Below are 23,260 nucleotides of genomic sequence, written 5' to 3'. Positions count from 1 at the left end.
GAATTCAGAACATGAACAACGAACTTACAAACCAAGAAAAGCACACATTCGTCATCATTGGTGGAACATCAGGTATCGGCAAAGCATTAGCAATGCAATTGAGAAACGAAAACAACACGATACATATTGCCAGCCGACACACAGGCGTTGATATCACCGATGAGAAATCGGTTTGTGAATACTTCGAATCGATCGGTGCATTTGATCACTTGGTGATAACCGCGGGGTCATACGCTCCCGCAGGAAAAGTGACAGACGTTGCTATCGCAGACGCAAAAGCAGCATTTGATACCAAATTTTGGGGCAGCCTGAACGTAGCCAAGCACGCCGCGCGTTACATGAAACCCAACGGTTCTATCACTCTCACGACGGGTATGTTGTCACGCAAAGTGGTAGCTGGCACTTACGTAAAAACCGCCATCAACGCTGCACTTGAAAGCGTAACTAAGGTGCTTGCCAAAGAGCTATCACCGATTCGAGTCAACGCCGTCAGCCCCGGCCTTACCATGACTGAAGCCTACAAAAATATGGATGACTCAGCTCGTTCAACTATGTACGACAACGCGAAAAACAGCCTACCAGCAGGCAAAGTCGGAGAGGCAAAAGATATCGCAATGGGCTATCTATTCGCGATTAACAACCCATACGTAACGGGGTCAATCATCGACATCGATGGCGGTGCTCTACTCGGCTAACACTCCGCAAAGAAGCAAAGAAGCAAAGAACAATCGTTAGGGCGTGTATGTAAACGTCCTAACAAACAAGAATTAACACAGGTACTTCACTATGAAACCAGAAGCGATCAATATAGAAAAGATCCCATTCCAAGTTTGGATACTGACACTCGCAGCTTTTGCCATCGGCACCGCTGAGTTTGTTATTGCAGGCATCCTTCCACAAATTGCCACATCCCTTTCGATCACCGAAGGTCAAGCCGGCTACCTAATCAGTGCTTACGCATTGGCTATCGTTATTGGTGGCCCGATCTTAACCATCTACCTCGCACGTTTTAACAAAAAGATGGTACTGATTGGCTTAATGGCACTGTTCATCATCGGCAATATCTTGTCAGCCTTAGCTCCTAGTTACCCACTTCTACTTGCAAGCCGCGTTATCGCAGGCTTAGTGCAAGGTCCTTTCTATGGCATAGGTGCCGTTGTCGCGACCAATTTAGTGTCTGAGAAAATGGCAGGTCGTGCTGTTGGTCAGATGTTCGCTGGCTTAACGCTCGCTAACGTTCTTGGGGTTCCCGCAGGTACTTGGGTGAGCTTGCAATTCGGTTGGCACACAACTTTCTTTACCGTGGCAGCACTTGGCACCATCGCCATGATTTCAATCTTAACGTCAATAAAATCTTCAGGTCACAGCGAAGCGAAAGACATCAAAACTCAGCTGTTGGCATTCAAAAATCCAATGCTTCTCATCAGCTTGGCGATCACCGCTTTTGCTTGGTCTGGCTTCATGACGCTTTACGGCTACCTTGCGCCTATCGCCATGCACATCACGGGTTACGGTCAAGAATCAGTAACTTGGATCTTAGTGATTGTGGGTGTCGGATTAATCATCGGCAACACCTTGGGCGGACGCTCTTCTGACAAAGATTTAGGCAAGGCATCGATGTTTTGGGCTATCGCGATGATCGTTTCATTGGTAGTGGTTGGCCTTGTTGTAGACAACAAAATCCTATTCGTTGCAGCTGCATTTGTCTTTGGTATTGCATCATTTGCGAACGTTCCTGCTATGCAGCTTCGAGTAATGAACCACGGTGGCGAAGGCCAAGAGCTAGCAGCAACCGCGAATATCTCAGCGTTTAACTTGGCCAATGCCTTCGGTGGCTTCCTAGGCGGCATGGTACTCGACAGCCAACTAGGCGCAGGAATGATTCCATTCGCAGCCGTTGTTGTCCCAGTGATTGGTTTGTTGCTTATTGCAAAAGCCAACCGAGCTGAAAGGCCACAAAACGACTCTATCTTCAGCCCTGCGGAATCGAAATAGTGACCACCGCACGCTAAATCAATCAATACATGACCGATACAAGGTAAATACCATGAGCAAATTATTCGAAACAGCAGAACTCAAAGATCTAGAACTACAAAACCGTGTGGTTATGGCGCCCATGACGCGCGCTCGTGCAAGCCAGCCTGGAAACGTGCCAAATGAAATGATGGCGACTTACTACCAACAACGAGCAAGTGCAGGACTCATCATCACTGAAGCGACACAAATCTCAGATGACTCTCAAGGGTACTCATTCACACCCGGCGTTTACACAAGCGAACAAGTGGAAGGTTGGCAAGGTGTCACCTCTGCCGCTAAAGAACAAGGCGCAGCGATATTCTGCCAACTATGGCATGTGGGGCGCGTGTCTCATCCAACCTTCCAAAAAGGTGAACTACCAATCGCGCCTTCGGCACTGGCTCCGGTAGAAACTCAGGTTTGGATCTCTGACGAGAATGGAAACGGCAACATGGTGGATTGCATTCAACCAAGAGAAATGACCCAAGCCGATATTGATCGTGTGGTTCAAGATTTTGCTAAGTCAGCGAAGAAAGCGGTCGAGGCAGGGTTCAATGGCGTGGAAATCCACGGTGGTAATGGCTACCTTATCGATCAATTCCTAAGAACTAATTCGAACAAGCGCACCGACAACTATGGCGGCAGCCGCGAGAACCGACTTCGCTTTCTAATCGAAGTAGTGGATGCAGTCATTGATGCGATTGGTGCCGATAAAGTGGGCGTTCGTTTAGCTCCGTTCATCACCTTCAAAGACATGAACTGCCCAGACATCGTGCCAACGATTCTAGAGGCATCAAAGGCGCTGCAAGCACGTGATATCGCTTACTTGCATCTATCAGAAGCCGATTGGGATGATGCGCCTGTGATACCTGAAAGCTTCCGTGTCGAACTAAGAGAGTTGTTCTCTAACCCCATCATCGTCGCTGGCAGTTACACACCAGAACGCGCCGAAGAAGTGTTAAGCAAAGGCTACGCCGACCTCGTCGCATTTGGTCGCCCATTCGTTGCGAATCCAGACCTCGTTTCACGCCTACAAAACGGCAATGAACTATCCGATCTTGATGGCGCCACTCTGTTCGGCGGCAACGAAAAAGGCTATATCGATTACCCTGCGTTGTAGTGGATTTTGAAGTGCTAACAATGCCTTAAGTTTTCTTTCAGGCAAAAGAAAGGCTCGCGTGACTAGTGCGAGCCTTATGCAGTTTAGGGGGTAAACCACAATCTGATATTAATTTGGGTAATTATTTAACTTATGAGCCAGTATGCACCTGTGCGCATTGATGTACTATTTTTATATGATTCATCGCGATAAATCAATCGATAAAAGTTAGAGTTTGGTCAATTTAAACCATACAGATTGAAATGATTTAGCGATCTACATCTCGAAAATCATCATAAAACCCATAAAAATCAGATCTATAGGCTTCTCATTTGCCAATAGCCTTCACCATTGGTCGAGAGTTGGCAGTGTAAATAATCAAGCGTATCTGCGACTATTCCTGAAATGCCTTGTGGTGGATTGAATAACAACAAACCACTGCCGATTAGGCGATCATCCCCTTTCGGGTCTCGAAGGCGAAGCTCCGACTTAATTGGACTTGGCAGCAAACCATCTTTCACTGCAGTAACACAGTGATTCAGAATCAGTGAGCTCTTGTCATCCGTGTAAAGCGGGTACCAAATCAGTGCAGATACCTTTTCTGATTGTTGATACGCTTTAACCAAGGCATCAATCACTGCGAGATATTCAGAATCGGTTTCATAGGGAGGATCGATAACAATCAGGTGATGATTATCGTGTTTTGCTACATCATCAGGCAGCGCTTTGAGCCCATCACCTGCAGTAATAGTGAGCTTGCTTGAAACATCAAGGTCACGTTGTAACGTCTCAATATTAGTTTGCAGTAAATCAGCTTCATCTTGCTGAATGTCTGAAAAATAGAAACTATCTTGGCTGCGGCCTTGTTGGTAAGTGATGGCTGCTGAGCCCGGATAGAGAGAGATAAGTTGATTCGGATTGTAGTATTCCAGCACCGACATAAAAGAAGCGAATGCTGGAGGAAGATAAGCTTTATTTCGCCACAAGTACCCGACCCCTTCAGCGAACTCACCCGCGTGATTGCTTGGCGCTGTGGTGAGGTCATAACACCCTGTGCCTGAATGCGTGTCGATAACATTGAGGCGAGAGTGTTGCTGCATTAATGATTGAACCAGTGCACTCAATACTGGATGCTTGAGTGCATCACCGTGGTCGCCTACATGACATTGATGTCGATATTCCATTACCTTGCCTCATTTCTACTGACGTCATATAAACATACTTCATATAATGAGGGCTTGCCTGCTCAATCCATTGTTTTTTGAAATAGCCTCTCTTTTAACTAACTGACTGACTCTTATAAAAAATAAAGCCCTTCGTCTTGCTACAAACGAAAGGCTTTGCTGAACTCACTCGTTAGTCAATGAGGACTAAGGCTGAGCGCTATCTAATTAGAAAACTTAAGCAATCAGGAAACTAAGGATACTCACCCTCAACTTCGATTACTGGTTTCACCTGATAGTGACAAGGCTGCAATCCAAGTAATTTAGGTAGGGTGATGCCTACTGAAATGGAGGACCACGTACCGCTGACAATACCCACAACGAGTGCAATAGCGAAACCTTGCAGTGCCGCGCCACCCAGTAGCCAAAGCGCAGAGACGGTAATTAGAGTTGTTCCTGAAGTCACCATGGTGCGTGAGAAGGTCGCTTTAACTGATTCGTTAAGCAGGTTGTCAGTATCACCGTTTGGATTGCCGCGCAGCATTTCACGAACACGGTCAGCAATGATGATCGAGTCATTCAATGAGTAACCCAAAATCGCCAACACGGCCGCTAATACAGTCAGGTTGAACTCAAACTGAGTAAAGGCGAACAAACCTAAAATAAGCGTCACGTCGTAAATGATTGCAGCAAGAGCACCAAGTGCCAAACGCCATTCAAAACGTACACTCAGGTACAGCATAATCATTAGGAAACACACCAATACCGCCAAGCCACCTTGGTCAACCATGTCTTGACCCACTTGAGGGCCAACCACGCTGCTGTTAAGCACTTTTACTTGGTCACTTACAGAAGACAAAGTATCCACTAAGTTTGGCTGTGGAGCGTCTGTCAGTTGACTGTAACGAATTGTCCAGCGATCCTGTTCTGCCATACCAACCACTTGAACGTCTTGTTGAAAAGCCGTGTCGAGCTTGGTTTTTAACGCATCTTTGGTTACTTGATCAGAGAGTTGAACCTCGGCAACCACACCGCCAGTAAAGTCCAAACCCCAGTTAAAACCTTTCACTGCCACCAGCATCACAGAGCTCATGAACAGCACAATAGAAATCACAGACATCACCTTACGAAGGCGAGTCATATTGCTATTTGAAAAATAGCGGTCTGAAATAGTCATTTTTGAAGTACTCATGCTTAAATCCTTACATCGTGGCGTTGGTCACGCCCCCAAACCAAATTGATGATTGCTCGTGAAGCAAAAATGCCCGTAAACATACTGGTTAGAAGACCTAAGCCCAGTGTCAGAGCGAAGCCCTGAATCGGTCCATTACCAATGGTATATAGAGCCACAGCAACGATCATGGTAGTGACGTTAGCATCGAAAATTGACGAGAATGCGCTATCGAAACCACGATCGATAGAGCTAGCAAAGCTGCGTCCTTCTTTCATCTTGTCTCGAATACGCTCGAAGATAAGCACGTTGGTGTCCACCGCCATACCGACGGTCAGTACCAAGCCCGCAATACCCGGCAGAGTTAAAACCGCACCCGGTAGCAGCGCAATCAAACCAAACAATGTGGTCATGTTAACCACCAATGCGCCGTTCGCGACCCAACCTAAGCGGCGGTACCATAGCGCCATAAACGTCAGCGTAAGGCCAAGACCAAGTGCCAAAGCAGCAAAGCCGTTGGTTACATTTTCAGCACCCAAAGATGGGCCAATAGTACGTTCTTCAATGATGGTCACAGGCGCAGTCAATGACCCTGCACGTAGCAATAACGCAAGCTCTTGCGCATCAGCCAAGCTGCCAGCGCCTGTGATTCTGAAGCGGCTACCCAGTTGAGATTGGATGTTTGCCACACTAATCACTTCACTGTCTTGCTTGCTGTTGCCCGCTCTATCGCGGCTGTATTCGCTGTACACCGTTGCCATTGGCTTACCGATGTTATGACGTGAGAACTCAGACATTTTCTTACCACCAGAAGAATCTAGCGTAATGTTGACTTCTGCACTGCCCATCTCACCAATGCCACTGCGAGCATCAATAATGTGTTCGCCACTCAACACTGCCTTGCGGTCGACGACCACACGGTTGCCGTCTGAATCTTTTAGGGTTTGAGTACTGCGAGTGGCATTGTCGTACACCGAATAGAACGCCAATGATGCCGTTGCACCAATCACGTCTTTTGCTGCAGCAGGGTCTTGTACACCCGGCAACTCGATACGGATACGGCTTTCACCTTGGCGTTGAATCGATGCTTCAGTGATGCCTAGCTCTTCAATACGGCTGCGCATGATTTGCAGGTTTTGTTGAACCGTAAGGTTGCGTAGCGTTCTTTGTTCTTCTTCAGACTGAGTTAACGTTAGCGACTTGTCTGAGCGGTTACGTAGCCATTGTGGGAACTCTTGACGAATCAGCTTCTGTGCTTTTTCGAAATCGGTATCGGTACGGAAATCAAACTGAACTTGGTTGTTCACCACTTTACCGCGGGCATAACGCACTTCGCTGGTGATCTCGTCGACCATCGCTTGAGCTTGCGCGTGATAAACCGGCTCCATATCCACTTCTAATAAGAACTGCACACCACCACGCAAATCAAGGCCTAACTGAATCGGCGCAAAGCCCATGTCAGTTAGCCATTTAGGTGCTGCTGGCTCCATCGCTAGCGCAACCGTCGCGTTATCCAATAGGCGCTCATTCAGCACCTCTTTGGCTTTCGCTTGTTGTTCAGCATCTTCTAAGATCACGACTAAACGTTTGTCTTTTTGAAATGCAGATTTGGCTTGGATGCCTTCGCTCGCAAGGTATTGGGTAATTTGAGTCGCATCGATTGTCTGCTCAGAGCGATTGCTGATTTGAACCGATGCATTCTCGCCATACCAAGAAGGTAAAGCACTCAGAACCATGATGATAATGGTGGCGATAAGCACCGCGTATTTCCACTTTGAATAGTGGTTGATTTGTTTTCTTGGAATGCGTTTTTTCACAGTCAAGATCTCTTCTTTTTACCAATCACCGTAAATACGAGCTCAAAAATAGCACCGGAAAAAGCAGTGAACGAGCGTTTTAACCAGCTAGGTTGACCAGTTATTTACTACGATTGGTATAACTAATGTTTTGCGAACACGATCGATAGCTGAAACCAGAACAAGTTGATTGAATGGTAGTGATGCTAAAGCTGATGTCGCTATGTTTGTCTTGGTTAACTGGCGAGTTCAATGGGCACTAGGCGACCATCGATACGACCAATTTAGGGTCAAACGATTAGCTAAGAAGTTCTCGGAAATGCGAGTATTGGATGTTGCCCTCTTTCCACCCCGAAAGCCGGGAAGACGGAGAACTCACAATACTGGTCCAGTGCAGCTTGGAATCCAACAACGGCGTGTTGAAGAGCAGGGAAGCCAGTATTGAGGGGGGAGAGAAGTCAATCAGTAGATGATAAGCAGGCTCAAGATCGGCCACGCTTTCTTGCTCGTTACTGAGCATACGTCTGAAGTTTGCAGCTTGGAGGCTCGACTCTGTGTCGTGATAGTTGGAACTGTCACCAGAAGGATCGGTGCCAAACTGAGCCTTATCGCACTCAAAGTAGCTCGACGGGTTATCCGTAGCGGCTTGTTTACACTGTTTTATCGAGGAAGATTGTTCATTCTGTGAAGATTGCTCTTGAGCCGAGTATATTTGAAATGGCTTAGAAGGGAACGAATAGCCGTTAGAGTTCACTAAGCCAAAGCTCAGTAAAAACAACATTAAGACTAATCGGGTACCTAATTTAAGCAATCTAATATCCAAACAACATTCTCGTAGATCGTCAATCTACAATACAAATGAAACGCTGTCTTGATTTAAAACATTTTTTTAGAAAATGATACGATGCAACCGATTAGGCACTCACGGCATTTAGATTTATATACCTCAAAAAGAGCTCAACAAAGCTTGGTGCATAGATATTATGAATGGTGTAAAAACAAGAAAGCCAAGCGATGTGCGCTTGGCTTTGGGTTAAGTGTTTCAGTCGGCTTTAGGCTTTAGGCTTTAGGACGCATGATGTTCTTAACCTTACGGCTATTTTCACCAAAGATGCGTTGGACAAGTTGATTCATGTCTTCACGAGAAATCGAGTTAACCGTCGCTTTCACGTTAAACAAGGCTTCTACACCATAGTCGTGTAGAAGATAACGAGATACGAACCATGCTTGGTCCACAACGCTAGTATCTAAAGGCGTAAAGTCCGCTTCTAGTTGCTTGCCTGCCGCTCTAATCTCATCATTTGAGACGCCCTTCAGAAGGTCTCCTATCACTTTATCAATCGCGACCTCTATCTTATCGGCATTTTTAGGGTCGATCAGCGCACCAATAAACCAGTCATGGCTTGTATCACCATCTTGCGATACACAGTAAGCATAAGGTGAGTAATCTAGACTTAAATCTTCACGTATGTACGCGTCTAAACGAGTAACAAGCAGGCGTTGCAGCATGTCTTCCATAAAGATATCTTTCGCCGTTTGCCCTCTTACTATTCCAGTTTGCTCGGAAGGCTCCGCAATGACTCTTAGCATGTACTCAGTGCTATTAGCCGTGTTGACCGACAAATCAATACGCGCTTTAGATGGGTGCTTGTACGCGACGTTAAAGTCAGGCACAACGGCTTTTTCCAATGGAATAGAAGCCAAGTACTGGCGAACCAGAGGTTTCAGTTCACTTGGATCAATGTCGCCCACAATAACCAGCTGATTATTTCGGAATTGACCAAACAACTGCTGATGGACGCTCTTTATCTCTTCAACAGAAACCGTTTCCACACTTTTACTATCGAGCAACACATGATCACTGTCCGCTTGATAGGTATTTTGGTTCATTGCATATCCGAACTGACCAGTAGGGCTTGCTAAGTAAGAATCTCGATTTTGAATGAATTCTTGCTTAACCGCCTCCAGTTGCTCTGGCGATACCTTGACTGATGTAACGATCGCGTTGAGTGCAGCAAAAGTTTCCGCTAAGCCATTACTGGTAAGCTTAAATTCGACGCCATGGTGAGTAAAATCGATAAACGGATAAACCTGAATATCTTCACGATCCAAATGCGCATTAAGCTCCGTTCCTGAAAAACTGCCAACACCACTTCTACCGATAGCAGCAAGAGCTAACTCTGACGCTGGATATAACTTAGGATCGAGTGCTGCCATACCACCTAAGCTTGTGTAATAAATACCTATGTCATCGCCTGCAAGATAGTCACGCATATACCACATATCGATACCATTGCTAAGCGTCCACTTTTGAACGTATGGGTCTACATACATCTGTTCCACTAACTCAATATCGCCTTGCGAACTAGGAACAGCAAAAGCACTGCTGGTCACCGAAAACAACGGTTTGGCACCCTTTTCGCTATAAGTTGCTTTCAAGCTCTCGATGGCTTGGGTAACCGCAACTTTATCTTCACTTTCATTCATACCAACCACTACGAAATAGTCGCTAGAAAGCAAAGCCTTAATATTGGCATTAATCGCATCAAGATCGAGATTTGCGACAAACTCTTCAAGGCTCGCTTCATAGTCTCGTTGTGATTGCACGATTTGTTCGTTCACTAAAGCCGTCGCTTTCTGGTTAGCGTGCTGTACGCTGTCCATATTGTCCCAATCGATCTCAACATTATCGAGTAAGTCTTGATAATAATGCTGTTCGCTAATTATCTCATTTTCAGAGACGCCATAATCACGCAGAGATGCCAATGTGGCGATTAGCTCCTTTTGAGTCACCTCACGAGCGCCGACAGGAAAGCCAACATCCACCAATGAATAGCGCTGATATTCCATAGAATAATGTTTGGAACTTATCCATTGAGTTGGCAAAGCCGCATCATTGAACTTGGTATTAAGTCGCTGCCTGATCAGTTGCTGTACTGTCTCATCAAGCCAAAGTTGATGCTGTTGCGCGCGAGTGTCTACCGCACTTGCCCCTCGGTTGATCATCAAAGAGATACTTGGCGCTTCCGATTCTGCATACTCAATATAATCACCTTCATTAAAGGTGGTAATTCTTTGTTTTACTGGCTTGGGAGTTTGTCCTCGCTGCCAGTCTGAAAACTTCTGTTCAATTAATGGAATGACGGTTTTTGTGTCAATGTCACCGGAGACAATCACCTCAACGTTCTGAGGTTGATACCAAGTCTGATAAAAGTTATTTAGCCCTTGGGAAGTCGCGCTGAGCACAGACTCTTTAGTACCAAGTGCATCTTGGCCTTCATACTGACCACCCTCAATGAAGTGGTCTAAAAACTGTTCTGCGAATGGCTTGTCGTCTAAGCGTGCATAACGGAACTCACCAAGAATCACACCTTTCTCTTTTTCGACTTCTGAGCTTGATAGGTCCAGAGCATCACCAATGTCTCGCATCCACGTCAGGGCAGACTGTAATTGGACATTGTCAGGTAAATCTAATTGATACACAGTTTCTTGGTAAGAAGTGTAGGCATTGATATCAGCACCAAAGCTAGCGCCTGCATCTTCGAATAGACGAATCACGTCATTTTGAGAGAAATTTTTACTGCCATTGAATGCCATGTGCTCCAAAAAGTGCGCATAACCTTCTTGTTGGTCAGTCTCTTGGAACGAACCCGCGTGCACGACTAAACGAACAGATACGGATTCTTCATGATCTGGATAAACATGGTAGGTAAGGCCATTTTCTAGTTGGCCTGATGTCCATGCCGGATCCGGCTGGATTAAGGTTTCGGTGATACTTGATGTTGAACTACAGCCAACCAAGGTGAGGCATACAGCCGCCGCTAAATAATATGTTTTCATAACAACCTCTTAATGTCATTCATCGACAATATACAGATTGAGTTAACGATTATTATTTAATATTGAACCGGATGAGTACCTTTGTGATCTAGATCTTTATTTTATAAATTGCACTCAGTTATATAAGGCGCAAATTACGAGCATTTAAAAGTCAGTAACTAGTTTAAAAGTGACAAGCTTGAAAGTGATGAATTAAAAAGTAACGAGTTTAAAGACTAACCCTAACCCAAATAAAAAAGCCAAATGACGGTGCATTTGGCTTAGGTTCGATATCTTAGATTTAAGGTTGAAAGCGACTTTTCTACAAGGTCACTCTCTCAATGGGCTTAACTTTTTGGCCTTAACAAGTTCTTCAACTGGTAGCTGTTATCTCCAAAAATTTCTTTAGCATACTCCGTCATATCTTTACTAGAAATTGAATCTGTCGTTCCCTGTAAGTCAAACAGTGCCTCAACACCGTAGTCATGAATTAAGTAACGTGAAATAAACCAAGCTTGTTGAGTAGGCTTATATTGAAGTGGCGTGAGGTCAGCCACTAGCTGTTTAGCAGCGGTTCGAGTCTCATCTTCAGAAATGCCTTTAACGGCTTCAGCAATAACTTTATCAATCGCCTGTTCAACCTGATCTAAGTTTTCAGGGGCTGTTAAGGAGCCCACCAACCAGTCGTAACTTGGCTCACTGTCTTGAGCGACCGAATACACGTAAGGTGCATAATCCAAGCCTAACTCTTCACGAACATAAGCCGTTAGGCGACTCGACAATACGCGCTGCAGCATATCATCCATAAACACATCTTTTGCTGTTTTATCCCGAGCTTGCTGGGAAATTACACGCAGCAAGTACTGACTGCTGTCTTCATTGTTGATCGATACATCTATTCGCTCTTCTGAATCCGTTTTATAAGCCACCTCATAATTAGGAGATTCAACCGCTTCTAGTGGCAATGAAGCAACATATTGGCGTACGAGGGGCTTAATTTCAGATGGCTTAATATCAGCAACGATGACAAGCGTATTGTCTCTTAACTTCTGAAAGAGTTGATGCTGTATATCAAGTATATCTTGAGGTGTAACAGCTTCAACATCTTCACTTTCCAACATGATATGACGACTACTATCTTGATAGCTGTTGCGATTCACCATCTGGGTAAACTGTCCCAATGGGGTTTCTAGGTAGGCAGTACGACCTTGCGTGAATTCAGACTTCACTGCCTCAAGCTGATCGCTGTCAATTTTAGGTGCGGTCACAATGGTATACAGCGCAGCTAAGCCTTCTGCGAGCGTCTTTTTCTTAGTGCTTATTTCCAGCCCATGATGAGTAAAGTTGATGAAGGAATAAATTTGGATGTCTTTGCGTTTCAAATGGGTATTTAATTCCGATCCACTGAATTTACCAACACCACTACGGATCGATGCTGAAATCGCCACCTCTGACGCAGGAAATAAAGAAGAATCTAGGGCTGCTTTTCCACCTTCACTCGCATAATAAACACCAACATTATTACCCACCTCAGGGTTTCGTAAATACCAAACCTCGATACCATTGCTCAATGTCCATTGTTGTAAGTTAGGATCCTCACTCACCTGAATTTGTTTCACAATGTCGCCTTGAGATTCTGGCACGCTAAACGCAGAACTTGCGGTAACGAGCAGTGGCTTGTTACCTTTCTTTTCATAGGCTTTTCTGACATCTTTTAGCTCGTTATCCATTGCTAGCATGTCTTCCTTAGACGATAAACCTAACCCCAAAATATAAGGGCTGGAAAGCAAATCATCTAAGTTATCATTCACGGCCTCCAGATCCGTATTCGCAAGAAACGTTTTCAAGCTCGACTTATAATCAAGCTGTGATTGAACGGGTTGGTTAATCACCAATGCTGTCGATTTACCATCAGCATGAGCCACAGCATCCATTTGATCCCAGTTTAGTTGAATGTCGTCAAGGTTCTCTTGGTATTGCTGAAGCACACTCGCCAACTCATATTCACTTACGCCATAGTCACGCAAAGAGGCGAGAGTAGAAACAAACTGCTGCTGACTTTGCTCTCGGCTATTAACAGGAAAACCGACGGTAGTAATCGAATACCTTTGGTATTCTAATAAGTAGGGTGTTGAAGCAGCCCACTGCACAGGTAACGCAGCGTCAACAAAGTCAGAATTCAACCTTTGTTGGATAAGTTGTTGAGCAATATCATCTAACCAAAGCTGATGTTGTTGCTCATGGCTCTGTGTCACTCTTTCCCCACGGTCAATGACTATCCCGATGCTCGGTGGCTCGACACCAGATCCATACGCCACAAAATCTTGAGTATTGTAATCCACTGACGTGTTCTTCACGGGAACCGGTGTTGTGCCTCTTTGCCAATCAGAGAAAGTATCTTCAATCAAAGGGATCACTTCTGCCAATGTGATATCACCAGAGACAATCACTTCGGTTAACTGAGGTTGATACCAGGTTTGGTAATAGTTCTTTAATTCTTGAACATTCGCTTTAGAAACGGATTCTTTATTGCCAATAGGATCGTTACTTTGGTAAGTCGTCCCTTCAACCAGATGATCGTAGAACTTAAACGAGAGAGGTTTATCTTCAACTCGCGTGTATCGAAACTCCCCAAGTATCACACCTTTCTCTTTTTCGATTTCAGCTTCGGACAGCAATAAACCATCGCCAATGTCTCTAAACCAAGCCAGCGCTTTGTCTAGGTTCTTATTGTCGGGCAGATCTAATTTATAGAGGGTTTCTTGATAAGAGGTGTAAGCATTTAAGTCTGCACCAAAACTGGCACCAGATTGCTCAAATAGCTCGACCACCTCATTTCCTGAAAAGTTCTTGCTGCCATTAAACGCCATATGCTCAACAAAGTGGGCGTACCCTTTCTGTTGTTCGCTCTCTTGCAAAGATCCGGCATGCACGAGTAAGCGTACCGAGACCGGTTGTTCTTGGTCAGGGTAGACATGGTAGGTTAATCCGTTATCTAACTCTCCTTTGACCCAGTATGGATCGGATTTCAATAACGTTTGTTGTTGAGGAGTAGAGCTGCAACCTAGCAATGTGGAGCTCAATACGACGACTAAATAGTATGCTTTCATAACGATCTCTTTGAAGGGCTTTCCTCCAATATATCCGATCGCAATAGCATAATAATTTCATATAAATTCAGTCATTTAAATTTTGAGAGACAATCTAAACATGCATGAAACTGTCAACTTTATAAATTACACAAGCTGATAGTCATAGATTATAGATCGGGTGATTTCACATCCCTTAAAACTGATTTATTAAATTCCCTTAAACAGGTTTCTCACATCCCTTTAAAAAGAGCTTGCGAGGCGCGGCTGATCGGTAGCTTTTCGCCTGACACATACGCCGACATTTGGCCAGAGAGCCCTTTCTTCACCTTATCAATGGCCGACACTTTAACCACCACCGAGCGGTGAATCTGCCAAAACTCATCTGGGTTAAGCTGGGCGATCAACTCTTTTAGCGACACGCGAAGAATAAACTCCTCTAGCAAACCGCCTTGACCTTTTTTGAATATCGACACGTACTTGTCTTCCGTTTTGAAGTAAGCAACATCATCGACGGCGATAAGGTGAATGTCTTCTCCGACACTGGCTTTGAGCCACGTGAGATGTTTCTTCTGCTGTTGATAAAGGGGCTGCGATAGATAAGGAGGCTGTGTTTGCTGGGAAGACGATTGTGATAGTTGTTGAAGCTGAGCCATTAACGCCGTGATATCGGGCTGTTCTGGCGTAATACCTGATTGTGTTTGATTGCTCGACAGACGCGCTTGCACCTTCTGGCATGTCGCCAGTAAGCGCTCTTCATTGATTGGCTTAAGCAGGTAATCCATCGCATTATGTTCAAAGGCTTTAACTGCGTATTCGTCATAAGCCGTAATGAACACAATCAATGGCGGCGAATCTAGCTTGTTCAATTGTTTCGCCAGCGAGATTCCATCCAGCTCAGGCATACGAATATCGAGAAACGCCACGTCGGGCTTAAGCTGCTGAATACTCTGCATCGCCTCCAAACCGTTTTGTGCCTTGCTGACGATCTCCAGCTCCGGCCAAACCTCAGCAAGTCTCTTGTCTAGGTGGTGCCTTAACAGTGCTTCATCGTCTGCGATAATCGCCGTTACGCTCGGCTGTATTGCTGGGTTGTTCATGGTTAGTCCTTTAAATTCACACTGTAAATCGTCTATTTTTCGTCACTGTTCTGTGCTTTCTGGTCTGTAATTCTAAGTGGCTGCGTCAGTCAGTGGTAACAAGATCGTAGAGACTACCCCACCCTCAGCTTGTTCAGTAATCGTTAGGCTCGCCTGATCACCATAAAGGGTTTCGATTCTTTGACGAATATTGCTTAACCCAACACCATGCCCCGTATTCGCAGAAGGTATTTTCAACCCTGCACCACTGTCTGACACTTCAATCTTCAACTGCTCGGCTTGTTGAGTAATACGGATATTCACTTGGCCACCCGCCGCTTTGGGCTCAATGCCGTGCGTGAGTGCATTCTCGACCAAGGGTTGAATCAAGAACGGTGGAATCACCTGAAAATCACTAATCTCGTGTGTTTCAATCGAGAACGTTAAGCGCTCACCCAAGCGTATCTTTTGGATATTAAGATAAGCGTCTAACAAGTCGACCTCTTGTGCGATGGTCGATTGCTCAGTGCGGCTGTTTTTCAAGGTCACACGCAACAAGTCGGTGAGCTTTTCGAGCATCAACTTGGCTTTCGCGCTATCACTCTCTATCAACACATTGATGGTCGCAAGTGTGTTGAATAAGAAGTGCGGTTCAATTTGGCTTTGCAGTTGCTTAAGCTGACTCAGCACCACCACCTTTTCTTGATCGGCCTGACTACGCTTGGCCACTTCCAATTCGTTATCAGCGCGCAGTTGTTGCTCTCGTGTGTAGAAATAGTAATAGCAAACCGAACAGAAAATCACACCGAGCAACACGACAGATTTAAGGTCCGAGATATTGGATCCAAAATATCCGTTCAACCAATAGTGCGCGTTCAAGGTACCAAAGGTCATCGCGATCACCATTGAGATACCCACTTCAAGCGTTCGAGATGTCCTCTTAAACAACTTCACCAAGATGAAAGAAGAACCCACGGCGCTGTAACCAAAGCCAAAACTGATTGCCAGGTTAACCGTTAATCCGCCGCCCCAAATCGTATGGGTTGTAATCGCAATAAGAACACAAAATAGCGTGGTGAACGCGAAACTCTTAATCCATGAAAATCGACTGTTTGAAGAAGTGTCCATTAAAATCGCCCTTTGATATTTAAGAGAATCATATGACTATCGGGTAAGCTGGCGTAAGCAGAATCATTTTTACCGCCTAGAAAGCGTGCAGCAAGTTCCAAATCCAACGATGAATTGCCATTATCTAATGCTTGATAATTGAGCCACTGAGTCGCAATAAAACCGCCGTCTTGAGGAGACAACATCACATCGAATGTTGGCGTAATATCTTCAAGCCAGCCATGTGTCGAATCCAAAGACCAGTGAAACATGATGTTGTGCTGAACCAAATTGGCGTGTTGATAACCTTGCGCGTAAGACCCTGCCAGTGATGCTGTCATCGAATTAACCGACAAAGACTCGGCACTTTCTATTGCACTTTGCCATTCAGAATTGCTCCAAGCGCGGCTATCAAACCAATATTCCAAGACCACATTGTGACCCGTGTCATTGGCCCATGTTAGTCCTGCCAACGCTTGATAAGCCTCGCCCTGCTCTTCGAGATAAACCGGTTTAAGCATTGAATTAGGCTGACTGTAGCCAAGGCTTTGTCGTTGATAGACCACCGAGCCATGAAACTCCCACGCGAGATTCAACACCGACACTAAACTCGCCCCAAGCAATCCGTGACGTACATCGTCATAATAAGCGACCCATTGATATTCGTGATCGCCCACCAGGTTATAACGACGCAGCCCAAAGCCTTGTTGTTGGTTCTGCTTTTCGAATTCATTTACGTCTTGAGAAGTCCATGACGAATCGCTGTAAAGCAGTGTCCATTCTCCCGTCATATCGAACAGTGACGCCGAGGCCACACCCGCGCCCTCTTCTGCGACAATACCCACTGGGTTTTGTCGATACGGCTTGATGATGTCTAACGGTCGATAGCCATAACCCACGCCCCAATCCAAACGAACCTTACCAAGCGTAATATCAAGATAGTGGTCACCGATTAATGAATTCGACAGCTCAACACCACCTTGCCAGAACAACTCACGCACAATAAATTCAGATTCAAAGCTTGCGTCTTGTTGTTGAGGGTTATTGCTTAGAATATCGTTGGCTTTCACTGCGAACAGACCAAGCCAATTGTCATATCCAACCTCAAGATCCAACAAGCCATTCAAAGACTGACGATTATCAGATGGTAAAGGGCTAAATGGCGACTCTCGCGATTCAATCGCTTCTGCACTGAGTTGCCAATCCCACGCCAAGCTCAGATCGTCCGCTTGAATCGGGTGACTCACACAAGACAAGGCAAGCAAAGTAACGGCTGAATACTTGATGTGAGACTTACGATTAAAAGCTTTCATGACGCTCACCTACAGCCCAGACACGCTGTTACGCGATAAGTAAGCAGGGTTGTAATACTTGTCTTCCAAGCTTTGCTCAATCACTTCGCGATACTCAATCACGGTTTTCTTGCTTGGTTGAATCTTATCGAGCAAGGTCATCGACATCACTGTGGGTAATCCATCACGCACACCTTCAGTAAACCACGCTTGTTTCGCCAGCTTTCCCGAACGCAGATAAAGATCCGCTTTAACTGGAAACGCTCGGTCAGCCGTTAACCACAGATCAATCGATTGATAGCTGGCACCCTTGGTTTTCGCCGCGAGCTTTAGGTGATGGGTATCGAGTGTCTCGCCAGTCGGCATCTCAACCTGTTGCTCGGCAACCCACTCCCCTTGGTAGTCTTCGCTCCACGTCAGCGTCGAGATATCCCCTACCGAGGCTTCGCCCAATAGCTTTTGCATCGGTGTGATACGAATTGGTCGACGAGATTTCGGCATCAACAACCAATAGTTATCTTCAATCATCAGCATCTTTTGCCCAGCCTCGACAGCCGATTTGAACACGACCAACGACTCTCGGTTTGGTCTTGTGTAGACGTTGTACTCACGGGTTTTATCGAGCTGTTCGTCTTGATACAGCGCCACCAAAGAAACCACCTTAGACGCTTGTGCACTGTTCAAACGGTAGCTATCGGCCTTAGCGATCATATCAGTGGCTTGTTGTGAATCGACTGCCCAGCTTGGAGTTGATGCTAGAATCAAAGCCAAAACAGAACCCCACGCAAAAGCCAAACCCAAGGTATTGAATGAACGAGTAAATTTATACATAAACCAGCGCCTCCGTGATTGGCTTATTCACGCCTTTGCGAGCAGAGAAATAAGCAGCCAGCAAACAGATCGTCAGCACACCTAAAGTGGCGTAACCAACCAATTCTAATGAGAAGTAAATGTTGAGTGGGTAACCTTCGGTTCGACCCGGAGGTGGTGGCATTTGGATATCAACCACCAGCAATAACACCGACACTAAGCCACTCACTAACGCGCCGATCGCGCTGCCAATCACAGCCAGCAATCCCGCCTCTTTTAAGAAGCCCGCTACGATTTCAGAGGGGTAACTCCCGAGTGCCGACAAGGTGCCGATTTCACGAGTACGTTCTGTCACCGACATGGTCATAGTGTTAAACAAAGACACGAACACCACCAATGCCATAACAGCACCCATGATGCCGAAGATCCGGTCGTAAAGATCTTTAACCTTGGTGTAGAAAAACGCGCGATCTTGCCACGGAGTGATCTCGATCTCTGTGCCTTGATCGTTTTGGCTAGCGCTATTTCGATCTAAAGTCGCTTGAACGCGTTGTTGAACGGTCGAAGTCTTGCTTGTTTCAAATAGGAACACCGACAAGGTGCTGACTTTGTCTGAGGCCAAAAGCTCTTGGGCTGTGGTGATGTGTACGTAAAGCTGACGCTTATCCAACTCAGGAACCCCTGTCGAATAAATACCCTGCACCTTAAAATCAAAAGCGTTCAAAGCACCGTCACTGGTGGTCGCGAGCAGTGTCACCCAATCACCAACCGCAACTTTGAGGTTACGAGCAAGGTCAGTTCCCAGCATCACTTGTGGCTCTTGGCTGTCGTATCTTGGAGATCTCACATCCGAGAGACTCTGACCACTTCGCACATCAAGGAATGGGCCTTTCATGTCGAACTCACGCTCATTGACGCCCGTTCCCATAAAGATGGTCGACTTACTGCCGTTAGACACCAAACCGCTGAAGTAGACTCGTGGTTGCACACCACGCACGTCGCTGTCACCAATAATGCTCTTGGTTAGCGCTTGAACGTTATCCAGACCATTGCTCAGCGGCATGTCTTCATCTTGTTCAAAGTATCCCGGCGTACTCAAAGTAAGATGACCAGTATCTCGAGCGGTCGATTCTCTCAAAGATTCGTAGGTGTAAAGCCCATAACCACCGGCACTGGTGAGTGCGAAAACCGCAATCGCGATGATCAATACCGAAAGCAGACTGCGGCGACCATTTCTTAATAAGTTAAGCCAAGCCAAGCGCACCGAAGTTGGAAGTAAAAACGTGCTCATTCTTTGTGTTAACTTGCCCATGAGATCGCCTCCGTGGTTACAGCTTGTGGAGCCAATTGTCCGTCGATAAGTTCAATGACTCGATCGCAGCGCTGTGCCATTCTTGGGTCGTGCGTTGCGACAATGAAAGTCGTGCCCATTTCGTGGCCGAGCTCTTTCATAATGTCGATCACAAGGTTGGCAGTGTGACTGTCTAGGCTGGCGGTCGGCTCATCGGCAATCACCAAGCTTGGGTTGTGAATCAACGCTCTGGCTATCGCGACACGCTGTTGCTGACCTCCAGACAAGTTGTCTGGACGATGATGAACGTAATCTCCTAGCCCTACACGCTCTAACATGTCTTGCGCTCTGGTCTGCTGTTCTTGTTTCGTGCATTGGTTCAACATCAATGGGTAAGCGACGTTTCCAAGCGCCGTCATCACAGGAACGAGATTGAAGCGCTGAAATACAAAACCCAACGACTGACGACGAAAGCGCGCAGCGGCGATTTGCTCTGTTGGATACGCTTTGCCATCAATGTTTATCTCGCCTTGATAGTCCATATCCAACAAACCAAGGATGTTCAACAGTGTGCTTTTCCCTGACCCAGACGGCCCACACAACGCCACCATTTCACCGAGTTGGATGTGCCCATCGACTCCGTTTAATGCATCAACACGTTGACCGCCCGTGACATATGCTTTGCCGATATTTTTAAATTCAATCATTCCTTTATCCTCCACTGACCCCATCATTCTTAAGCATTCGCAGTTCTTACTTTGCTTTCGCAAGGAGGGCTTTGGCCGTCATGGTCTCGATGTTTCCGGCATCGGCAGTTTCCATTTGTTCTAACCACGCTTGTGCTTGCTTAAGATCTTCAGCACGAATCGATGCGGTAATGGCGTAACGGTAAATCCACGAGGTCGCAGCGAAATGTTGTTGTTGGAAATCATCTTCCGCGAGTAACGATAAGAACAGGTCATAACCACGATCAAAATGGTTAAACATGTCTGGTAAAGAGGTGTAAGTCACCGCAGCCATGGCGCGAGTTAGGTAAGAATCTGGTAGCCCTTGAACACGAGGTTGCTCATGAATTGGTTGGTCTTCGTCTTTCAGCAGCACCAGTGATTTATCAATGGTTGATAAGCCTTTCTCCACATACTTCATCTTGTTCCAAGGTAAGAACGCATCACGCCCCATCAGGGTTTCTGTGCTTCCTAAATAAACTAAAGTCAGTGGCGTAGCACCATCTTGTTGTAACGTGTCATTCAGGCGTTCGTAAGCCACTTCAACCAAATCTTCATTACCTCGCGCGGCTTGGTTATAGATATCGAGCACGTCTGAACTCGGGTTCGCCAAAGCTAATGACGGTGCAAACGAAACAAGTGCAATCAGTAATGAACGCTTAAACAGAGAAGTGGTAGAGCTTGAAGTATGTAAGTGAGCAATGCGTGAAATAGCCATGATTTCTAATCCCTTTCAAATGTTGACGTTGAAAGGTTAACTAGAATTTGTCGTGCCGTTTTATCAATGCGACGAATGGTAATTACGAGGAGTGAATGGTTGAGAGGCGGTGTGAGTGGACAGAGAAAAATGAAAAGGGCAGTATCTCGCATTTTCAATTAACTTAAAAAATGCTGCGGGCGATTTTAAGCGAAGTGCATAACGAATTTAGCTCGATTAAATTATTAATCAAACTGCTTTTCAGCTATCTTAACTACTTAATTGACAATAACGCGTTTAACAGATAATACTCACAACACGCCCTCGTTATGTTCAATTGCCATTTCGTTTTATACAAATATTAAGGGGCAAGAATGGCCAAAGACTTTTACAATAATTTGGATTTGAACCTGTTACGCACTTTCCTAGTTATTTACCAAGAAAAAAACCTTCAAAAAGCATCAACACGCCTTCATGTATCGGCCCCTGCACTAAGTAAGTCACTCAATCGACTACGTCATCATTTTGATGACCAATTATTTTTAAAAGTACCTAGAGGGTTAAGCCCGACACCATTCTCTGACAACCTGGCACAAAAGATCGCCCCAACCTTCGACACTTTAAATAATAACATCAAGTCACTTCAAGAATTTGCACCGAGTGATCTTAATGGAAAACTCACAATTGCGATCTCTCCATTTCTATTACACGCAATAGGGAAAGATCTCTTTACTGAAATTCATCAACAAGCTCCTAACGTTGAACTTCATTTAGTTAACTGGTCAAAGAGTTCTCTAGAAGATATTTCTATAGGCACAAGTAAACTCGGCATCAATTACGACCTTCCATTATCTAGGAAAGATATTGCGTGCCAGTTTATCACTAAAGACCAGTTTCGAGTCTATGTGAGGAAAGATCACCCCATACAAGATCGCATTGAGTTTTCCGATGTTCAAAATTACCCAATTGCGACGCTTATCGCTGCCGATTGGAACTTAAAAGAATCCTTTGCTGAAAAGATTATTCGAGAGGTTGACATAACACTTCAACCGAACATCGTTTTCCGTTCGGAGCTCCCATCTGCGATCTTGGAAACCATTTCTGAAACCAACATTTTATTCCCTTCAACAGGGTATATTCATATCGAACGATACCCAAACCTTAAAGCCTTGAGCCCTATAGATACAGAGCAGAACTTAGTAAAAGACATACTGGTCTATTACCCAATAAAAGATAAAAATGACCCAACGCAACAATGGCTGCTAAGTATCATTACCCAGCTTCTCGAAGATTGGGATAAATAACCTATTTACGGTATCTGTGTAAGCAACCTCTTGAGGAAAGATGCCTTTGCGAACCACCTTGCAATCAAAACATCGCTATTAACCATTGGTTAATAGCGATGTTCCTTTTGGCCATTAGCACAAAAATCCGGCACCCATTATTCTCTTCATCAACGGCAAGAACGCCAACTTAACCGCATAGACGCGTAACTAACGTTCAAACTCTTTGAGAAGCTAATTAATGAAAAAAACCATACTAGCCACAACTATTCTTTCAATGATTTCATTCGGAACATTGGCACAACAAGTAAATGTTGTTGAAGCAAATAAGCAAACTAATGCTTTGATCGAAAATCAAATTTCAGCAATTGACGCATCGGTTCTAGCCCAGCTTGAAGCACAAGAAAGCTCTGTCGCTGTTGTCGATGGCAACTTATATCAGAAAGACAGTGAAGGCGGTTGGGCAATGGTTGGCGCGACCTCTGCGGCATTAGTTGCAGGATTATTCAGTGGTTCTTCAAGCAACACATCGGGCTCGAACGGTTCAGACTTACCTGGTAACTTACCTAATATTGACGCTGTTAACCCAGTAGAAAATACACCAGCAAACCCAATTGAAGCAACGCCAGACGCTGACAATGGCCGTCAAGTTGACCAAATTGCAGAAAACATGTGGCAAGTATCGACTCACGGTGAAGTCGATGGCTACTTGAGCATTGAAAACGGTACGGTTTACGTTCGTGATAGCGACCACAACCTTGTAACTGAATGGAAACCAACACTAGGTCACCCGATTCAAATCGACCCAGCAAACCCAATTGAA

17 protein-coding genes and 1 pseudogene are annotated in these 23,260 nt (G+C 45.4%); 5 read left to right on the top strand and 13 right to left on the bottom strand.

Annotation, left to right across the window (positions count from 1 at the left end; translation table 11 throughout):
* Positions 1-11 precede the first annotated feature (11 nt).
* From ACED53_RS15870 to ACED53_RS15860, 3 genes are all read left to right on the top strand, one after another.
* Positions 12-695: an SDR family oxidoreductase gene (locus tag ACED53_RS15870; protein ID WP_017099482.1), complete on the top strand. Its 684-nt coding sequence runs from the start codon at positions 12-14 to the stop codon at positions 693-695.
* Positions 696-786: 91 nt separating this feature from the next.
* Positions 787-1,995: an MFS transporter gene (locus ACED53_RS15865; protein ID WP_017099483.1), complete on the top strand. Its 1,209-nt coding sequence runs from the start codon at positions 787-789 to the stop codon at positions 1,993-1,995.
* A gap of 52 nt (positions 1,996-2,047) precedes the next feature.
* Positions 2,048-3,136 (top strand): alkene reductase, encoded by a 1,089-nt coding sequence (locus ACED53_RS15860; RefSeq protein WP_017099484.1) that lies wholly within the window; start codon positions 2,048-2,050, stop codon positions 3,134-3,136.
* A gap of 296 nt (positions 3,137-3,432) precedes the next feature.
* Here the strand turns inward: ACED53_RS15860 and rlmJ are convergent, their stop codons facing one another.
* From rlmJ to ACED53_RS15795, 13 genes are all read right to left on the bottom strand, one after another.
* Positions 3,433-4,299, bottom strand: coding sequence for a 23S rRNA (adenine(2030)-N(6))-methyltransferase RlmJ (gene rlmJ / locus ACED53_RS15855; protein ID WP_012601255.1), 867 nt, complete (start codon positions 4,297-4,299; stop codon positions 3,433-3,435).
* Positions 4,300-4,531: 232 nt separating this feature from the next.
* Positions 4,532-5,470, bottom strand: a complete 939-nt coding sequence (gene secF / locus ACED53_RS15850) for a protein translocase subunit SecF (RefSeq protein ID WP_017099485.1) — start codon at positions 5,468-5,470, stop codon at positions 4,532-4,534.
* 2 nt (positions 5,471-5,472) lie between these two features.
* Entirely contained in the window at positions 5,473-7,272 is a 1,800-nt protein-coding gene (secD, locus tag ACED53_RS15845; RefSeq protein ID WP_017099486.1) for a protein translocase subunit SecD, read from the bottom strand.
* Positions 7,273-7,543: 271 nt separating this feature from the next.
* Positions 7,544-8,026, bottom strand: coding sequence for a hypothetical protein (locus ACED53_RS15840; RefSeq protein WP_032498919.1), 483 nt, complete (start codon positions 8,024-8,026; stop codon positions 7,544-7,546).
* 278 nt (positions 8,027-8,304) lie between these two features.
* Complete coding sequence (locus ACED53_RS15835) at positions 8,305-11,085, bottom strand: pitrilysin family protein (protein WP_017099488.1); 2,781 nt, start codon at positions 11,083-11,085, stop codon at positions 8,305-8,307.
* A gap of 326 nt (positions 11,086-11,411) precedes the next feature.
* Positions 11,412-14,174, bottom strand: a complete 2,763-nt coding sequence (locus tag ACED53_RS15830; RefSeq protein ID WP_017099489.1) for a pitrilysin family protein — start codon at positions 14,172-14,174, stop codon at positions 11,412-11,414.
* A gap of 212 nt (positions 14,175-14,386) precedes the next feature.
* Complete coding sequence (locus ACED53_RS15825) at positions 14,387-15,253, bottom strand: LytTR family DNA-binding domain-containing protein (RefSeq protein ID WP_017099490.1); 867 nt, start codon at positions 15,251-15,253, stop codon at positions 14,387-14,389.
* 72 nt (positions 15,254-15,325) lie between these two features.
* Positions 15,326-16,360 (bottom strand): sensor histidine kinase, encoded by a 1,035-nt coding sequence (locus tag ACED53_RS15820; RefSeq protein WP_017099491.1) that lies wholly within the window; start codon positions 16,358-16,360, stop codon positions 15,326-15,328.
* The gene (locus tag ACED53_RS15815; RefSeq protein WP_029225312.1) at positions 16,360-17,652 is read right to left on the bottom strand and encodes a hypothetical protein; all 1,293 of its coding nucleotides are present in this window, start codon (positions 17,650-17,652) and stop codon (positions 16,360-16,362) included. Before ACED53_RS15815 ends, ACED53_RS15820 begins: the two co-directional genes overlap by 1 nt.
* 9 nt (positions 17,653-17,661) lie before the next feature.
* Positions 17,662-18,462: an outer membrane lipoprotein-sorting protein gene (locus ACED53_RS15810; RefSeq protein ID WP_017099493.1), complete on the bottom strand. Its 801-nt coding sequence runs from the start codon at positions 18,460-18,462 to the stop codon at positions 17,662-17,664.
* Positions 18,455-19,753 (bottom strand): FtsX-like permease family protein, encoded by a 1,299-nt coding sequence (locus ACED53_RS15805; protein WP_017099494.1) that lies wholly within the window; start codon positions 19,751-19,753, stop codon positions 18,455-18,457. Before ACED53_RS15805 ends, ACED53_RS15810 begins: the two co-directional genes overlap by 8 nt.
* Positions 19,741-20,439 (bottom strand): ABC transporter ATP-binding protein, encoded by a 699-nt coding sequence (locus ACED53_RS15800; protein WP_020477205.1) that lies wholly within the window; start codon positions 20,437-20,439, stop codon positions 19,741-19,743. Before ACED53_RS15800 ends, ACED53_RS15805 begins: the two co-directional genes overlap by 13 nt.
* A 46-nt stretch (positions 20,440-20,485) precedes the next feature.
* Positions 20,486-21,175, bottom strand: coding sequence for a hypothetical protein (locus tag ACED53_RS15795; RefSeq protein ID WP_017099496.1), 690 nt, complete (start codon positions 21,173-21,175; stop codon positions 20,486-20,488).
* 353 nt (positions 21,176-21,528) lie between these two features.
* Here ACED53_RS15795 and ACED53_RS15790 point away from each other — a divergent pair, with 353 nt between their 5' ends.
* Together ACED53_RS15790 and ACED53_RS15785 are read left to right on the top strand one after the other, a co-directional pair.
* Positions 21,529-22,458, top strand: a complete 930-nt coding sequence (locus ACED53_RS15790; protein ID WP_012601267.1) for a LysR family transcriptional regulator — start codon at positions 21,529-21,531, stop codon at positions 22,456-22,458.
* 220 nt (positions 22,459-22,678) lie between these two features.
* A pseudogene (locus tag ACED53_RS15785) lies at positions 22,679-23,260 on the top strand (hypothetical protein); the annotation flags it as partial.

The sequence above is a fragment of the Vibrio sp. 1F169 genome (assembly GCF_041439605.1).
GTDB classification, from domain to species: Bacteria; Pseudomonadota; Gammaproteobacteria; order Enterobacterales; family Vibrionaceae; genus Vibrio; species Vibrio tasmaniensis_A.
The sequence above is the reverse complement of the archived record's forward strand: the minus strand, read 5'-3'. Positions and strand labels throughout refer to the sequence as shown.

Bases quoted from the DNA above. Each gene is read 5' to 3' on its own strand.
- ACED53_RS15870 (WP_017099482.1), top strand. From the start codon at position 12: ATGAACAACGAACTTACAAACCAAGAAAAGCACACATTCGTCATCATT.
- ACED53_RS15865 (WP_017099483.1), top strand. From the start codon at position 787: ATGAAACCAGAAGCGATCAATATAGAAAAGATCCCATTCCAAGTTTGG.
- ACED53_RS15860 (WP_017099484.1), top strand. From the start codon at position 2,048: ATGAGCAAATTATTCGAAACAGCAGAACTCAAAGATCTAGAACTACAA.
- rlmJ (WP_012601255.1), bottom strand. From the start codon at position 4,299: ATGGAATATCGACATCAATGTCATGTAGGCGACCACGGTGATGCACTC.
- secF (WP_017099485.1), bottom strand. From the start codon at position 5,470: ATGAGTACTTCAAAAATGACTATTTCAGACCGCTATTTTTCAAATAGC.
- ACED53_RS15840 (WP_032498919.1), bottom strand. From the start codon at position 8,026: ATGTTGTTTTTACTGAGCTTTGGCTTAGTGAACTCTAACGGCTATTCG.
- ACED53_RS15835 (WP_017099488.1), bottom strand. From the start codon at position 11,085: ATGAAAACATATTATTTAGCGGCGGCTGTATGCCTCACCTTGGTTGGC.
- ACED53_RS15830 (WP_017099489.1), bottom strand. From the start codon at position 14,174: ATGAAAGCATACTATTTAGTCGTCGTATTGAGCTCCACATTGCTAGGT.
- ACED53_RS15825 (WP_017099490.1), bottom strand. From the start codon at position 15,253: ATGAACAACCCAGCAATACAGCCGAGCGTAACGGCGATTATCGCAGAC.
- ACED53_RS15820 (WP_017099491.1), bottom strand. From the start codon at position 16,360: ATGGACACTTCTTCAAACAGTCGATTTTCATGGATTAAGAGTTTCGCG.
- ACED53_RS15815 (WP_029225312.1), bottom strand. From the start codon at position 17,652: ATGAAAGCTTTTAATCGTAAGTCTCACATCAAGTATTCAGCCGTTACT.
- ACED53_RS15810 (WP_017099493.1), bottom strand. From the start codon at position 18,462: ATGTATAAATTTACTCGTTCATTCAATACCTTGGGTTTGGCTTTTGCG.
- ACED53_RS15805 (WP_017099494.1), bottom strand. From the start codon at position 19,753: ATGGGCAAGTTAACACAAAGAATGAGCACGTTTTTACTTCCAACTTCG.
- ACED53_RS15800 (WP_020477205.1), bottom strand. From the start codon at position 20,439: ATGATTGAATTTAAAAATATCGGCAAAGCATATGTCACGGGCGGTCAA.
- ACED53_RS15795 (WP_017099496.1), bottom strand. From the start codon at position 21,175: ATGGCTATTTCACGCATTGCTCACTTACATACTTCAAGCTCTACCACT.
- ACED53_RS15790 (WP_012601267.1), top strand. From the start codon at position 21,529: ATGGCCAAAGACTTTTACAATAATTTGGATTTGAACCTGTTACGCACT.